Source organism: Sphingomonas sp. KR3-1 (assembly GCF_040049295.1).
Classification (GTDB): Bacteria; Pseudomonadota; Alphaproteobacteria; order Sphingomonadales; family Sphingomonadaceae; genus Sphingomonas.
This window is the reverse complement of record NZ_JBDZDQ010000001.1, coordinates 356,264-372,341: the sequence shown is the minus strand read 5'-3', so window position 1 is coordinate 372,341 and position 16,078 is coordinate 356,264. Positions and strand designations below refer to the sequence as shown.

Annotated in this window: 6 protein-coding genes and 1 tRNA gene; 2 read left to right on the top strand and 5 right to left on the bottom strand. The window is 68.2% G+C overall.

Going from position 1 to position 16,078, the window contains the following annotated elements; all coding sequences use genetic code 11:
• Positions 1-2: 2 nt before the first annotated feature.
• Entirely contained in the window at positions 3-11,429 is an 11,427-nt protein-coding gene (locus tag ABLE38_RS01980) for an autotransporter-associated beta strand repeat-containing protein (protein WP_348972488.1), read from the bottom strand.
• Positions 11,430-11,802: 373 nt separating this feature from the next.
• Here ABLE38_RS01980 and ABLE38_RS01975 point away from each other — a divergent pair, with 373 nt between their 5' ends.
• Positions 11,803-12,591, top strand: a complete 789-nt coding sequence (locus ABLE38_RS01975) for a hypothetical protein (protein ID WP_348972487.1) — start codon at positions 11,803-11,805, stop codon at positions 12,589-12,591.
• 36 nt (positions 12,592-12,627) lie between these two features.
• Here ABLE38_RS01975 and ABLE38_RS01970 read toward each other — a convergent pair.
• Positions 12,628-12,703, bottom strand: a tRNA-Thr gene (locus tag ABLE38_RS01970).
• Positions 12,704-12,805: 102 nt separating this feature from the next.
• Between ABLE38_RS01970 and ABLE38_RS01965 the strand changes: the two genes are divergently transcribed.
• Entirely contained in the window at positions 12,806-13,456 is a 651-nt protein-coding gene (locus ABLE38_RS01965; RefSeq protein WP_348972486.1) for a DsbA family oxidoreductase, read from the top strand.
• Here the strand turns inward: ABLE38_RS01965 and ABLE38_RS01960 are convergent.
• The 3 genes from ABLE38_RS01960 to ABLE38_RS01950 are packed head-to-tail and all read right to left on the bottom strand — an operon-like array spanning position 13,453 to position 15,972.
• Entirely contained in the window at positions 13,453-14,367 is a 915-nt protein-coding gene (locus ABLE38_RS01960) for a hypothetical protein (protein WP_348972485.1), read from the bottom strand. The genes ABLE38_RS01965 and ABLE38_RS01960 overlap by 4 nt on opposite strands.
• Entirely contained in the window at positions 14,310-14,657 is a 348-nt protein-coding gene (locus ABLE38_RS01955; RefSeq protein WP_348972484.1) for a hypothetical protein, read from the bottom strand. Before ABLE38_RS01955 ends, ABLE38_RS01960 begins: the two co-directional genes overlap by 58 nt.
• Positions 14,650-15,972 carry a replication-associated recombination protein A gene (locus ABLE38_RS01950; protein ID WP_348972483.1) on the bottom strand — a complete coding sequence of 441 codons (1,323 nt, stop codon included), beginning with the start codon at positions 15,970-15,972 and terminating at the stop codon, positions 14,650-14,652. The genes ABLE38_RS01955 and ABLE38_RS01950 overlap by 8 nt, the downstream gene beginning before the upstream one ends.
• Positions 15,973-16,078: the final 106 nt, after the last annotated feature.

Here is a 16,078-nt window from a genome sequence, read left to right as displayed (position 1 = left end):
GGTCAGAAGCGCCAACTGAGCTGGGCGCGGGCGCCGTGGTCGGTCGAGCGATCCGCATAGGTGCCCGTGTACGACAGGCCAAGGCGAATATGTTCGCTGAGGTCGAGCTCGAGCCCGAGATCGACTGCGGCGCTCGTCCGGTCGAGCGGAATGCCGCTCGCCTGGAACGTATTGCCACCGGCAAAGGCAAGGTCGATCGTCGGCACCCGGTCCCCGAACACGCGGCGCGCGGCCGCCGAACCGTCGATGCTGAGCTTGGTCCCGCCCAGATCCCAGCCGACCCGCCCCTTGAGGCCGATGCTGCCATAGGTCGCATCGAACCCGTCGGTGCCGCCGTGCAACGCCGCGCTGCCGCCATGCTCGTTCACCGTGGCGTCGAACAGCGCGACATGCGCCAGGCTGACAAAGGGCTTCAGATCGACGCCGCCGATGCTGCCCTTCACTGCCAGCTGGCCGAAGGCCTGGAAGGTGCGGGCATCGTACTTGTCGCCGAGCAGCTGGTTGAGGCCGCCGAACGCGACGTGGCGCTGCGAATTGATCGCGTTCCAGCCATAGGCAGTGCCGAACTGGATCGAGACCGGGCCATAGGCACCGAGCAGGCTGGTGCCCGCCTGATAGCTTTCGGCCTTGTGCGTCGCATTTCCGGTGCGGAACTCGCCGGTGCCATAGCTCAGCGCCACGCCCATCCGCCAATGGCCGTCGAACGAACCGTCGAAGCCAGTGATGAAGCCCTGGGTCGAGCGCTTGTAGCCCTGCGCCTCTGCGGTGCCGTCCACATCGCGCCACGAGCCGACCACGCGGCCCCACATCGCAAGGCCCTCGGTGCCCGCCATCTCGTCGCGCGCGAGCATCGCGTCGCGCATGAAGCGGCTGTCCTCGACCAGCGAGGCGCGGACGCTCGCATAGTCCGAGCCGGCGAGCTGATCGAATGCTGCCCGGGCTTCCGGCGCGGTAAGCACCGCAACCGCTTCGTACACACTATTGCCCGCGCCGAGCGCCTGCACCGCGGGTGCGAGCGCGCTCTGGTTGCCCGTCTGCGCCACGGAGATGAAGTCGACCGTGTTGCGCTTGAGGTTCAGCGTTACCGCATTGGCGCTGTACGCCAGCGTCGGCGTCAGGAAGGCCAGGTTCGAGGTCACGTTGGTGAAGGTGCCCGACAGGCCGCCCGCCGCGGTGAGGATCGTGTAGCTGGTGTTGGCGGCATAATTGCCGTTCGCCGCGAGCACGGTGACCGTAGTGCCGCTCGCGATCGAGGCGGTGCCGCCCACGACGATCTTGTCGCTCTGGCCCGCGGCGTTGGCCTCGACTTCGAACACGCTGCCCGAGGTGAGGGCGAGATTGCCGGTGAAGGTGAGCGTGCCGATCGAGTTGCCCGGCGCGATCGTGCCGGCGACGCTCGCCGAACCCGCCGTGCCGCTGCCCTGGAGGCGGCCGCCCGCCGCGACGTTGATCATGCCGCCCAGTGTGCCGTTGACCGAGAACATGCTGCCCGCGGCGACGCTGGTCGTGCCGAGGAAGCCCGAGGAGTTGCCGGTGAGCAACACCGTGCCGCCCCCCTGGAACAGCACGCTGCCGGTGCCGGTGAGCGTGCCGGCGTAGGTGCCGTTCGCCGCCTGATCGAAGACCAGGCTGGTGCCCGCTCCCAGATCGGCGTTGCCGGTGAACAGCGCCGAGGTGGAGATCAGGCTGCCGGCGGTGATCTGCCAGGTGCTGCTGCTGGCGCCGGTGAGGGTGAGCGCGCCGGCGCCCGACTTCACATAGCTGCCGGTGCCGCTGATCGCGCCGGAGAAGCTGGCGTTCGTCGCCTGGTTGAAGGTGACGGTGCCGGCGTTCTGGATGCCGCCCTGTAGCGAGGCAGCGTTGCCGATCAGCGTTCCCGCCTGGACGATCGTGCCGCCGGTGTAGCTGTTGGCGCCAGTGAGCACGAGCGTGCCGAGATCGGTCTTAACCAGCGCGGAGCTGCCGGTGAGCGCCGAAGCGATGGTGGCGGTGATGTTCGCGCCTGCTGCGGTACCGTCGCCGACGCGGACGGTGGCCTGGGCGCCCGAGAGCGCCAGCGCGCCGCCCGAGAGCGTGTAGCCGTTCGAGGCGAACTGCATGCCCGTCGCTGCAACCTGGCCGGCGCCGTTGTCGATCGTAATCGTGCCGCCGGTACCCTGGAACACCGCGAAGCTCGGCACCGGCTGCATCGGGCCGTTGATCGTGCCATTGGCATCGGTCCAGTTGCGGGTGCCGAGGCTCCAGGTGCCGACGCCGCCATTGACGATGCCATTGTCGTGGTTCGCCGCGACGCCGCCGTCCCAGAAGGCGAGGGTGGCACCATTGGTGTTGACCAGATTGACCTGGCCGGCATTGCCCGTCTGCACCGACAGGCCGGCAGCCGTGCCGCCAGTGACGGTGCCGAGCGCCAGGCCGTTGTCGGTGAGCGTGCCGCCATAGGAGATCAGGCGGTAGATGCCCGCGCCGAAGCCTGGCTGGGCGGTGATGTTGAGCGTGCCATCGAGCGTCAGGTTGCCCGCGACGGTGAAGAGCGCCGCGGTGGAAGGCTGGGACAGCGTCACGTCGATCGCGGTGCCCGAGGAGAGGGCAAGCGAACCCATCGACAGGGTAGCGCCATTCGCGCCGACGAGATGCGTGCCGTCGGCAAGGCTGACGGCGCCGCCGATGCTGCCGGTGCCCGAGAGCGCGCCGGCCGAAACCGTGACGGTGCCGCCGAGCTGGCCGTTCACTGCGAGGCCGCCGGCCGAGACGGTAGTGGTGCCCGCGAAGCCCGTGCTGTTGCCGCTCAGCGTCAACACGCCGCCGCCGGTCTGGACGAGCGCGCCGGTACCCGAAAGCGTGCCGGCATAGGTGATCGCGCCAGTGCGATCGAGCGTCAGCGTGCCGCCGTTCAGCTGCATCGCATTGCCCGCGAAGCTACCGCGCAGCGTCGAGGCACCGCCGGTCTGGATCAGGGTGCCGGCGCCGAGATTGGCGTTCACCGTCGCGCCGTTCAGCGTGTAGCTCGCCGCGCTCAGCGTGCCGGTGCCCGAGAGCGTGCCGGCGAGGGCGAGCGTGCCGACCGTGTCGTTGAAGCCCTGCAGATCGAGCGTCGTGCCATTCGCCACCGTCACCGCAGCCGTATCGGCGAGGCGGTTCGCCGCGCCGAGGCGCAACGTACCTGCGTCGACATGCACCGTGCCGGTCGCCGCCGTGCCGTTCAGCAGCGAGGTGCCCGAATGCTGGATCAGCGTGCCGGTGCCGAGATTGGCGTTCACCGTCGCGCTGTCGAGCGTGTAGGTCGAGGCGGTGAGGGTGCCGGTGCCGTCCAGCGTGCCGGCGAGGGCGAGGGTACCGACGGTGTCGCTGAAGCTCTGCAGGTCGAGCGTAGTGCCGCTCGCCATGGTCACCGTGGCCGTGTCGGCGAGGCGGTTCGCGGCACCGAGCCGGAGCGTGTCGGCGGTGACGTTGACGGTCGTAGTGGCCGCGGTGCCGTTCAGCAGCGAGGTGCCTGAATGCTGGGTCAGCGTGCCGGTGCCGAGGTTCGTGTTCACTGCCGCGCCGTCGAGCGTGTAGCTGGCCGCGGTCAGCGTGCCGGTGCCCGAGAGCGTGCCGGCGAGTGCGAGGGTGCCAACGGTGTCGTTGAAGCCCTGCAGGTCGAGCGTCGTCCCGCTTGCCACGGTCACCGCCGCGGTATCGGCCAGGCGATCCGAAGCGCCGAGGCGCAGCGTGCCGGCGTCGATGTTCACCGTCGTGGTGGCGGCAGTGCCGTTGAGCAGCGAAGTGCCGGAGTGCTGGATCAGCGTGCCGGCGCCGAGGTTGGCGTTAACCGTTGCGCCATCGAGCGTGTAGGTCGCCGCCGTCAGCGTACCGGTGCCCGAAAGCGTGCCGGCCAGTGCGAGCGTGCCGACCGTGTCGCTGAAACCCTGGAGGTTCAGGATGGTGCCGGTCGCGACATTGACCGCCGCCGTGTCGGCGAGGCGATCCGAGGCGCCGAGCTGCAGCGTTCCGCCGGTCAGGTTGACCGCTCCGGTTGCCGCGGCGCCGTTCAGTAGCGAAGTCCCCGAATGCTGGACCAGCGTACCGGTGCCGAGGTTGGCATCCACCGTCGCGCTGTCCAGCGTGTAGGTGGCGGCCGTCAGCTTGCCGGTGCCCGAGAGCGTGCCGGCCAGCGCCAGCGTGCCGACGGTATCGTTGAAGCCCTGCAGATCGAGCGTCGTGCCGGCAGCGACCGTCACCGCCGCGGCATCGGCCAGGCGATCCGAGGCGCCGAGCTGGAGCGTGCCGCCGGTGATGTTGACCACACTGGTCGCCGCCGCGCCGTTCAGCAGCGAGTTGCCCGAATGCTGGATCAGCGTGCCGGTGCCGAGGTTCGCGTTCACCAGGGCGCTGTCGAGCGTGTAGGTCGCGGCGGTCAGGGTGCCGGTGCCGTCCAGCGTGCCGGCCAGCGCCAGGCTGCCGACGGTGTCGCTATGCCCCTGCAGGTCCAGCGCCGCGCCGGTAAGCACCGTCACCGTCGCCGTATCGGCAAGCCGGTCGTCCGCGCCGAGCACCAGCGTGCCGCCATTGACGTGCACCGCCGAGCCCGCAGACGTGCCGTTCAGCAGCGTCGTGCCGCCCAGCTGATAGACCGCGCCGGCACCGAGGTCGTGGTCGATGGCGCCGCCGAGCAAATTGTACAGCGCGGCGGTCAGCGTGCCGGCGCCGGTGAGGTTGCCCTGGATGGTAAAGGCGGCGACAGTCTCGTCGAAGCCGTTCATGTCGAGCGTCGCGCCGTTGCGGACCTCGAGCGTCGAATCGTCGGCGAGCACGCCAGCGGCGCCGAGGCGCAGCGTGCCTTCTGCGACCTGGGTGAGGCCTGAATAGGTATTGGCGCCCGACAAGGTCAGCACGCCGGTGCCGACCTTGGTCAGTCCGCCGGTGCCGGAGGCGACGCCCCCGAACAGGCTGTCGAGATTGTCGGAGCCGAGAGTCAGCGTGTTCGCGCCGAGCGCCACCGTGCCGGAGCCCGCGAGATTGGCGATGTTCACGCCCGTGCTGGAACCTGAGATATCGAATGCGCCGTTCGCGATCACCGCGCCGGTGCCGGTCGTGCCCGCGCCCGAGAGCACCAGCGTCGCGCCGGTGTCGATCGTGGTGGTGCCGGCATAGTCGTTGGTGCCGCTCAGCGTGCTGGTGCCGGCGGCGAAGACCATGCCGGCGCCGCCATGGATGGAGCCCGAGAAGCTGCCACCGCCATTGACGGTGAGATCGCGGTCCGGGCGGAGCTCGACCGTGCCGGTGCCCGACAGGCCGCCGATGAAGGGGGCGCCTGCGTGGAGCGATACGTCCAGCGTGCCATCGACTTGTACCGCGCCGGTGAGTCTGCCGTCGAAGCCGACGAGGTACAGCGTGGCGCCCGCGTCGATCGTGGTCGTGCCGGTATAGAGCTGCGTGGCCGAGAAGGTGCCGTAGCCGCCCGCGACATGGAAGCCGCCGGTGCCGCTGATCACGCCGCCATAGCTCGCGCTGCCATCGGTGAGCGTGAGCGTGTTGGCGCCGAGGTTGACGCTCCCGAAGCCACCCAGGTCGACGATGCTGGTCCCGCCATTGGTCAGGCCCGAAATGTCGAGATCGCCGAACAGGTCGACCACGGCGTTGCTGCCCAGGCTGCCGTTTCCGGCGAGCGCGACGGTGCCGCCGAAGACGAACAGGTCGGTGAGGTCGTTGGTGCCGGAAAGCGTCCAGGTGCCGATGCCATCCTTCTCCACCCGGCCGGCGCCGCCCGAGAGCGTGCCGGAGAAACTCGCGTTCTGATCATTGCCGCCGACGACCAGCGTGCTGTCGCTCAGATTGACTTCGCCGCTGCCCGAGAGGTTGGCGATGGTGACATCGGGGACTACGTCATTGTCTGAGTCATAGACGCTGCCGAGGTCGAACACGCCATTGACGACCAAAGCCGAGTTGGCGATCGAGCCCATGCCAGCGAGCGCCAGCCTGGCACCGGCATCAACCACCGTGTCGCCGCTATAGGTGTTGACGCCTTCGAGCAGCTGCCACGACTTGACGATCAGCCCGCCGCTGCCCTGGATGACGCCGCTGAACTCGCCGCCATAGGGTTCGCCGTTGAGGGTCAGCGTGGTCGCGCCGAGATTGACGATGGCGTCGCTGTTGTCGCCGTTGAGCGTGCCGAACGCGGTTGCGCCGTTGGTGATGCCGGACAGGTCGAGCGTGCCGTCGCGGAGCCAGACATAGGCGACATCGCCGATCGCGCCGCTGCCGGAGACCGCGAGCGTGCCCTCGTCGACGATCGCAGTGACGAGCGTGTTCTGGCCGGTAAGCGTCAGCGTCCCCGTGCCCGACTTGATCATGCCCTGGACATAGAAAGGGCTGGGATCCGGCACGCTGTGCAGCGCGCCCGCGAACACGGTGTCCTGGGTGTTGTTCACCTGCAGGATGTCGCGGCCGATATTGATCGTGCTGCCAGCGACCCCGGACAGGTTGTTGATCTGCGCGATCTCGAGGTTGCTGCCGGTGTTGAGCACGGCGTTCGCGCCGCTGAGCGTGACCGAACTAGCCTGGCTCAGCGCGTTCCAGTCGGCCAGCGTCAGCGCGCCATTGGCGATGACGACATCGCCGCCAAAGGCCGGTCCGACCTGGCTGGTTGCAGCCAGGATGGTCTCGCCCGCGCCTGCCTGCAGCAGCGTGCCCGATCCGAACAGGCCGTGGATCGTCATCGTGTCCGATCGGTCGGCGGTCAGCGTGCCGCCGTTCAGCAGCACTGCGCTGGCCAGCGAGCCATGAGTGCTGCCATCGCCGATCGTCATGCCGGCGCTGCCGGCGAGGACGGTGAGCCCGGTATAGGTCCAGTCCTGCGAGACGGTCTGGTGGCCCGAATTGATGACGAGGTCCCGCGGGTTGGCGCTGTCCAGCTCGGTAACGATGCCGGTGAAGGCGCTCTCGCCGCCATTGCCGTCGATGTAGAGCGTGCCGCTGGTCAGGACGACCGTGCCGTCGCCCGCGAGTTCGGAAATGGTCGCGGCATTGGCGACGTCGAGGCTGCCGTTCAGGACGACCTTCGAATTCAGGAGCGAACCGTTGCCGCTGAGCAGGATCGACGCGCCGGCGGCGATCACCGTATCGCCGCTATAGTCGTTCAGGCCGCTCAGGCCGATCGCGCCGCCGGTCAGGTGCAGCCCGCCGGTGCCGTGGATAGCGCCCGCGAAACTGTTGGACTGGCCGTCGGTGATCGTCAGTGTCGTAGCACCGAGCGTGACCGTGCCGCCATTGCCGGCGAGGTCGCCGATCGCGTAGCTGGTGCCGGTCAGGCTCGACAGGTCGAGCGTACCGCCATTGTCGATCGTCACCGCGGTGCCGGTGCCGAGCGAGCCGGTGCCGGTCAGCTTGAGGATGGCATAGGCGCCGTCCACGCCGACGGCGCGCATGTTGCTCTGGCCGGAAAGCGTGAGCTGGCCCGCGCCGGTGAGCAGCATCTGGGGCGCGGGCGTTGCGGTCGAGACATCGTCGAATACGCCGGCGAAGTCCTGGTTGTTGGCCATGATGACCCGCATGCCCGCGTCGCCATAGCGCACGGTGCTGCCGGCCGCGCCGTACAGCGTGCCGATGCCGACCGAGCTCGAGGCGCCGCTGAGATCGAGCAGGGTGCCTGCGGTGGTCAGCGAGACGCTATGCGCTTGTTCGAGCGTGTAGGCGCCGAGCACCGCGAGCGTGCCGTTGGTGACCAGCACGTCGCCGTAGAAGCCTTCATTGCCGTCCAGCTGGGTGATGCCGGTGCCGCTCTGCAGGAAGCGGCCGCCGCCGGCGAGCGCCGCGATCGAGAGCGTGTCCGAACGGTCGACGACCAGGTTGCCGCCCGGGCCGACGCGGATCAGGCCGGTGCCCAGCGATCCGCTGGTGCCGCCATCGCCCAGCGTCAGCGTGCCGCCGCTCTCGATATGCGTGTCGCCGGTATAGGTGCTGTCGCCGGTCAGGGTCAGCTGGCCGCTCTCGACGATCAGGCCGACGATGCCCTGGCTGCCCGTGCCGGTGCCACTCATCACGCCGGCGAAATTGCCGCCATCGGTGACGCTCAGCGTATACTGGTTGAGATTGACCGCGCCGTCGCCAAAGAGGCTGCCGATCGTCTCACTGCCATAGGCGAGTTCGAGCGTGCCGGGTGCGTTGACGGTCACTGCGCCGCTATTCGAGATCGCCGATCCCAGCCGGAGCGATAGCGTGCCGCTCTGCACCGTGGTCGTGCCGGTGTAGCTACTGTCCTGCAGCGTGGTCAGGCCGGCGCTCACCAGATTGCCCGCGCCTGAGACGTTGCTCAGCGTGACATTGTCGCGGCTGGCGGTCAGCGTGCCGTTGTTCAGCACGATGCTGTTGGCGTTGAAATAGTCCGAGGCGCCGCCCGTGCCGATCGTCGCGTCGCCGCCGTCGAGCGTGAGCGTGTTGAGGCTGGCATAGCCGTTGATCGCCAGCGCGCCGCCGGTCAGGCGCAGCGAGCCGTTGTCGATCGTGCCCAGATAGGTGCCGCCGTTGCTGATCTCGAGCGTGTTGGTAGCCAGATAGACCTGCCCAGCGCCCGAAAGGCTGCGGATTCCGGTCGTCGGCGCCGTGATACCCAACTGGCCGTCCACGATCACGTCGGACTGGAGCAGCGAGGCGCTGTACATCAGGTTGAGCTGGCCGCTGGCGCGGATGATGGTGGTGCCCGAATAGGCCATCGCATTGCCGAAGGCGACGGCCCCGCCGGCGATCTCGAAGCCGCCGGTGCCGGTGATCGTGCCCGTCAGCGGGGTGCTGGTGCCGAAGTAATTGGCGGCGGTGACCGACAGGGTCTTGCTGCCCAGCACGATCGCGCCGGCGCCATTGATGTCGCGCACGCTGCTGGTCGCGCCGGTGATGCCGGAGATATCGAAGGTTGCGCCGCTGGCGACCGTCACGAGCTGCGCATTGGCGAGCGACGCGGTGCCGGCAAGCGCGATCGCGCCCTGGTTGATCGCGACGCCGACCTGCGGGCCGGACGTGTCGCCGGACAGCGTCAGCGTGCCGGTGCCGGTCTTGGTGATGCGCCGCATGGCGTCGAAGGGCGCGGCCGAGGAGAGGTTGCCGGCGAACACGGTGTTGGCGCTGTTGGCGAGCGTGTACGACTTGCCCGCGAGCGTCACGCTGCTGCCGGCGACACCGGACAGGTTGTTGATTGCCGCGCCTTCCGCGCTGGAGCCCAGGTTGAGCACCGCGGTGCTCCCGGTCAGCGCCACGGCGGAGCTGGTGGCGATCGTGTTGAGCGAACCGATCGTGAGCGTGCCCGCTTCGATCGTCGTCGTGCCGGTATAGGTGTTGGTGCCGGCGATCGTGAGCGAATCGCTGCCGCGCTTCACCAGGTTGCCGGTGCCGGCGATCGTGAGATTGAACGCGCCGTTGCCGCTGTTGTCGAACACCAGCGTGCCGTTGTTGGTGATCCCGCCGGCGGCGACGGTGGAGGGCCTGGTGATCAGCGTCGCGCCGCTGTCGATCGTCGTGCCGTTGGTCCAGTTGCCCGCGCCGGTGAGCGCGATCGTGCCGAGGCCGCCGATCACCAGCGACTGGCCGGGGCCGCTCTGCTGGATGATGTTACCGGTCAGGGTCGCGGTGACGCCGGCATCGGCCTCGAGCCGCACCGCCGGGCCGGTGTTCAGCATCAGCTGGATCGCGTTGGCATAGCTGCCCGTCGCGCCATATTGGAGCGTGCCGGTCGTCGCCTGGATCTGGCCGGAGCCGAACGCGCCGACGGTCGCCGCGCGCAATGTGCCGCCGTTCAGGGTAAGGGTGGTGGTCAGCGCGGTGGGGCTGCTCAGGCTGAGCGTGCCGCCGGTCACCGCGAAGGTGGAGACACCGGCAAAATTGCCGGTCAGCGTGTTGGTGCCGCCTTGCTGGTTGATCGCCTCGAAACCGGTGATGTTCAGCGAAGTGCTGCCGCCGGCGAGGTTGAGCGTGTCGTAGCTCGCGCCGCCGTCGAGCATGCCAGAGATGGCGCCCCCCTGAGTGGTGAAGACGTCGTTATAGTTGCTGAGGGTGACGTTGCCATTGACCGATCCCGTGGCAGCCAGCGTGGCGGTGGTGGCGCCGGCGCCGGCGGCCGTGAAATCGCCGTTGAGCGTGCCCGCAATCGTTGCCGCCACCGTGGCGCCGCCCGCCGCGACCCGGCCGGTGGTCGTCGAGCCGGCCGCCAGGTTTAGCGTCAGCGCACCCGAGGCGGAGGCGCTGATCGCGCCGCTCGTGCCGCCGGTGATCGTGCCGGCGTTGGTGATGCTCAGGTCGCCGGGGCTGCCGGTCGATACCGCCCAGGTCTGGCCCGAGATCGTGCCGCCCGCATTGTTGGTCAGCGTGCCGCCGGCCATGTTGACGCCATAGGTCGTCGTGCCGGCGATCGTTCCATTGTTCTGGATGCTGGTGTCCGCGAACTGGCTGCTGATCCCGATCGCGCCAGTGATCGTGCCGGCGTTGGAGACCATCCCGCCCCCGAGGCCGAGATACACGCCTGCCGAGCCGCCCTGCACCGTGGCCGCCGCCGCGACGGTGACGTTGGTGGCACGGTTGCCGGCGGTGCGGATGCCGTAGGTGGTGCCGGAGACGTTGGCGTTGGCGCGGATGAAGTCGCCGGTGTCCCCGTTCGTATTTGACAGATAGATGCCGATATTGCCGGCGGTGATCGCAGCGTTCGAAGTGATCTCGACATGCCCGGTCCCGGTCGTGCTGCCCTGGATACCGTAAGTCGTGGCTGAGATCGTGCTGCCCGAGACGATGCTGGTCAGGCCGCCCGAGCTGGCGAAGATTCCGGTGTCCGCCGTGATGCTGCCGCCGCTGGTCGCCACGGATGCGCCGGTGGTGCCGGAGGCGTAGACGCCGCTGCCCCCTGCGTCGGTGATGTTCACCGTACCGAGGTCGAGGTTCACGATTCCGGCATCGGTCAAGGCGTAGAGGCCGTACAGGCCGACCCCGGAGACATTCAGCGTGCCACCGGTGTTGACCAGGTTCAGCGCGCCGTGCGCCGTCAGGTACATGCCGTACCGGCCGGAGAAGCTCTGCGTCCCGCCGGTCATCGACACGGTCAGACCGGCATTGTTGTTGCCCACGCGGAACCCCGTGCCGCCCGCCTGCGTCGTCGTGAAGCTGTTCGAACCGGCCAGGATGATCGTCTGATCGACAGTGCCGGGGTTCTGCACATAGGCGTCGGACCCGCCATCGAGGTTGTTGGCCTCGATCGTCACGTTGGTGATCGTCACCGGATTGCCCGAACTGCTCACGACGACGGTGCCGCCCGGATAGTCCGTGACCAGGTCGGCGCCCTCGATCGTCCCGCCCCGGACAGGGACCGTCTGCGCATAGGCGGGCAGCGCCGCGGCGGCGGCGACCAGGGCGGTCGTGGCGAGCAGGGTCTTGCGGGCGCGGCGCGCGGTGCGCGGGGTCAGGACGGTCATCTTCATTTCCCTCAGCTCGGCGCTTGGCGCGCGCGTATGCGAAGCCGTGCGCACGGGAGCGGCCCGACACGCGGCAAATAGTCTTTGGTTGGGAGATTCGCCGGCGGATCGCCGGCGAGGATCATACGGTGTGGAATATCTTTCGCATTGGCGCCCCCATCGCCCCTGGAATGTGTTTCCCTTAGGGGAAGCCCCAAAATGGCTCAACGAAACAAACTGGTACTATTCCGCTATCGAGGGAGGGATTTTCCTGTAAATACAATCGAGTCTCAGCTCGATCTCATGGAATTCCCCGACAGCCATGGCCTCGCAACCTCCGCCGCTGCCCCCTTATGCGTCCGCCGAAGAGTTGCTGCGGCACCCCCGGTTCGACGCCGCCGTGTCCAGTCTGATCGATGGCCTCGCCACGCTCTACGGCGAGGACCGGCGGCTGATCCGCGAGCTGTCGGAGTACAAGCGCGCGGTCACCTTCATGCTGGCGATCTGCATCGCGGCGGGCGAGCGCGAGGAGGATCCAGAGACCTGGCTGACGGTGGCCCGGCTGGTCGAGCTGGCCGCGATCATGGCGATCGGTCCGGACCGCCGGGTACGGCGCTATGTCGAAGAGATGCGCGCCGATGGCCACCTGGTCGAGACCCCCATGGCGGAGGATCGCCGCCGGCATCGTCTGCGCCCCACCGAGGCGATGCTGGCGATCGACCGCGAATGGGTCTCGGTGTTTCATGCCCCGCTTGCGCTGCTGATGCCGGAGGAGCGGCGCCTGCAGGAAGCGATCGCGCGCGATCCGGGCTATCATCGCGGCTATCGCCGCGCTTCGCTCCGCACGCTCGGAATGGCACGGAAGACGATGGTGATGCACCCCCCGGTGGACTCCTTCCTGTATCAGGCTGGCGGCGCGCGCATCTTGGCCACGTTGCTCCAGTCCGCGCGCGATGCGCCGGACGGCTGGACCGAACCCGGCTTCTATTCGCTCGCCGCGGAGCGCAGCGCGACGACGCGGGTGCATGTCCGCGGCATGCTGCGCGGTGCGGAAGCCTCGGGCTATGTGGAGATCGGCCCGGCGACGCGCGTGCGCGCGACGCCCCTGCTGATCGAGGACTTCAGGACATGGACCGCGGATTCGCTCGCGACGACGGACCTTGTCTCGCTGCTTGCACAGGAACCATAACCTGGCTGGAAGGGGAGCCCGAGCTACTGGGCGGCATGGTGCCGAGTGCAGGGATCGAACCCGCGACCTTCGGTTTACAAAACCGCTGCTCTACCAGCTGAGCTAACCCGGCGTCGGATGCGGCTGTGATCGGTTTGCCCGTGAGGGTCAAGGGCGTTGGCATAGAGGCTGAGGCACCACATATGAGGCGCGAACCCGCGATGAGGATCCGCCAATGCCCCGCCCGCTGAAGATCGATTTCGTCTCCGACGTTTCCTGCCCCTGGTGCATCATCGGGCTGCGCGGGCTCGAGGAAGCGCTGGCACGGGCCGAGGGCGCTGTCGACGCGCGGATCACCTTCCAGCCCTTCGAGCTCAACCCGCAAATGGCGCCCGAGGGCGAGAATATCGGCGAGCATATCGCGAAGAAATACGGCTCGACGCCCGAACAGTCCGCCGCCAACCGCCAGATGATCCGCGACCGCGCCGCCGCGCTCGGCTTCGCGATGAACGGCACGGCGGACAGCCGCATCTACAACACCTTCGATGCGCACCGGCTGCTGCACTGGGCAGAGATCGAGGGCAAGCAGGCGGCGCTCAAGCATGCGCTGTTCACCGCCTATTTCACCGACCAGCAGGACCCGTCGAACCATGACGTGCTCGTCGCCGCCGCGGAAAAGGCGGGGTTGGAGGGGGCGGCGGCGCGCGAGATACTCGTCTCGGGCCGCTACGCAGAGGAAGTCCGTGCGGCCGAGCAGCTCTGGCAGAGCCGGGGGATCAGTTCGGTGCCGGCGATCGTGATCGAGGACAAATGGCTGATCTCCGGCGGCCAGCCGCCCGAGGCCTTCGAGCAGGCACTGCGCGAGATCGCGGCGCAGCTGGCCTAGCGTACCCCGAAGGTCCAGCCTTCGGTGTGGGCTAGCTCGGGAGTGAGGCCTTCCGGGGTCCAGAGCGCGCGATCGTCCGCGACTGCCCGTAGCCAGGCGGCGCTGAGCATCGCGTCGGTGGCGTGATCGTCATAGCGGGCGAGCGGGGCGTGTGGCTCCGAGCCGAATGCGGCGAGCATGACGTCCAGCGTAGCCGCGTCGCGGATCTTGGAGATGCCCTTGCGCATGCCGGCGCTGCGCGCGGCGAGCGCGGTGTAGATCTCGACCAGCACCGGGCCGGCTTCGGGCAGAGGGTCGAATGGCCAGAGCGGCAGCTTTCCGCGTAGCCGATACAGCACGCGCATGCCGGTTAGGCTCGACTTGCCGACTTGGCTGGCGCCAATCAGGTTGAAGCAGCTGTATGGCGAGAGGCGCATCGCTTCCTGGCCATGCTCGCACACGCGGAAGCGGCCGCGGCCGGGCGGGAACAGGTCGCCGCAATCTTCCCTCTGGCGGAAATGGCGGCGGGCTTGCGGGTGGTTGACGAAGCTGGTGGCGGCAAGGTGCGGGTCGTCGGCGGAGAGTTCTTCCACCAGCTTCCATAGCGCTGGCCCGTCGGGCGGGGAGAATTCCCAGCCGGGGAAATAACTGCCTTCATCGGCCATCGGGAAGGCCGGGGACAGATCGAGGCCGATCAGCGCGCGCGTGCCGCTGTCCGCCAGTTCGGCGAGCCAGTCGGCAATGTCCTGGCGCGACCAGTTGCGCTCGACAAGTTCGGGCGCTGCTGTTCCGCGCACGGCCCGAGCGACGGCGAGGCCCTTGGGGCGCTCGACTGCCTGGCCGGACCAGTCGATGGCGATGAAGTCGGTGAAGCTCAGGGCCGCTCCGCCATCCCCGCGGCGATGCGCTGGGGCTTCTTGGCGCGGTCCCACCAGGCGCGCTGGATGTAGAGTTCGATCCGCTCGCGGCTGCCGGTGCCGTAGCGGACCAGCAGCATCGGATAGTTGGCGTAGTGATCGGTCTGCCAGAAGGTCTCCGGATCGGTCTCGAACAGGATCTCCTTCTCGGGATTGGTGACCAGGAGGGCGAAGCTGCCCTTCTCGCGGCCCGGGGACATCAGGCCCTTGCCGTTGATCTTGGGGCAGGGTGTGCCCCACCAGCTTTCCATCACCACATCGGGCAGCGTGCGGGCATAGGCGATGGCATCGTCCCAATCATCCATCCCGCCGTTTCTCCCGCATCTCGCTCCACCAGGCCAGCCGCTCGGCAATGCGCTTTTCATGGCCGCGATCGGTGGGGGTATAGAAGGTCTGCGGCGTCATTTCCTCGGGCCAGTAGTCGTCGCCGGAAAAGCCGCCCTCGGCATCGTGGTCGTAGGTGTAGCCCTTGCCATAGCCGATGTCCTTCATCAGCCTGGTCGGCGCATTGAGGATGTTCTGCGGTGGCATCAGCGATCCGGTTTCCTTCGCTGAACGCCAGGCGGCTTTCTGGGCCATATAGGCCGCGTTCGACTTGGGCGCGGTGGCGACGTAGAGACAGGCCTGGGCGATCGCCAGCTCACCCTCGGGGCTGCCGAGGAACTCATAGGTATCCTTGGCCGCGAGACACTGAACCAGCGCGTTCGGATCGGCGAGGCCGATGTCCTCCACGGCCATGCGGACCAGCCGGCGCAGCACGTAGAGCGGCTCCTCGCCCGCGGTGAGCATCCGCGCGAGATAGTAGAGAGCGGCCTGGGGATCGCTGCCGCGCACCGATTTGTGGAGCGCAGAGATCAGGTTGTAATGCCCCTCGCGATCCTTGTCATAGACCGCGACGCGGCGCTGGAGGAAGGCGGAAAGGCCGGCGGGATCGAGCGGTTGCTCGAAGCGCACGGCGAACAGCGTCTCGGCCTGATTGAGCAGGAACCGGCCATCGCCGTCGGCGCTCGCCACCAGCGCGTCGCGCGCCTCGGGCGTGAGGGGCAGGGGGCGTTCCTCGGCGGCCTCGGCGCGGTCGAGCAGCCGGGTCAGTGCGGCGGCGTCGAGCCGGTGGAGGATCAGCACCTGGGCGCGGCTGAGCACTGCGGCGTTGAGTTCGAAAGACGGGTTCTCGGTGGTGGCGCCAACCAGCGTCACTGTGCCGTCCTCGACATAGGGCAGGAAACCATCCTGCTGGGCGCGGTTGAAGCGGTGGATCTCGTCCACGAACAACAAGGTCTTGCGGCCGAGCCGGCCATATTCCTTGGCCTCGGCGAACACCTTCTTGAGGTCGGCGACGCCCGAGAACACCGCGCTGATCGCGACGAAGCGCAGGCCCACCGCATCGGCGAGCAGCCGGGCGATCGTGGTCTTGCCGGTGCCGGGCGGACCCCAGAGGATGATGGAGCTCAGCTTGCCCGCCGCGACCATTCGCCCGATCGCGCCTTCGGGTCCGGTCAGATGCTCCTGTCCCACGACATCGGCGAGCTGCTGCGGGCGCAGGCGATCGGCGAGCGGGCCATTGAGCGGCGGCGCGTCGGGAGCGAAGCTTGGTTCCTGTGCGGCGAAAAGATCGGCCATTCCGCCAAGATAGGCGCGGCGGACGATTTCTGCATCCCAGGTTTTGACCAAACGCAATTGGCGCGGGCGCCCCCCGGTGCATCATGCGGGCAAAGGAGATGCGCGG

What these genes read in the sequence shown, in the direction of transcription:
- ABLE38_RS01980 (WP_348972488.1), bottom strand. Translation starts at nt 11,429, where the DNA reads ATGAAGATGACCGTCCTGACCCCGCGCACCGCGCGCCGCGCCCGCAAG.
- ABLE38_RS01965 (WP_348972486.1), top strand. Translation starts at nt 12,806, where the DNA reads ATGCCCCGCCCGCTGAAGATCGATTTCGTCTCCGACGTTTCCTGCCCC.
- ABLE38_RS01955 (WP_348972484.1), bottom strand. Translation starts at nt 14,657, where the DNA reads ATGGATGATTGGGACGATGCCATCGCCTATGCCCGCACGCTGCCCGAT.
- ABLE38_RS01950 (WP_348972483.1), bottom strand. Translation starts at nt 15,972, where the DNA reads ATGGCCGATCTTTTCGCCGCACAGGAACCAAGCTTCGCTCCCGACGCG.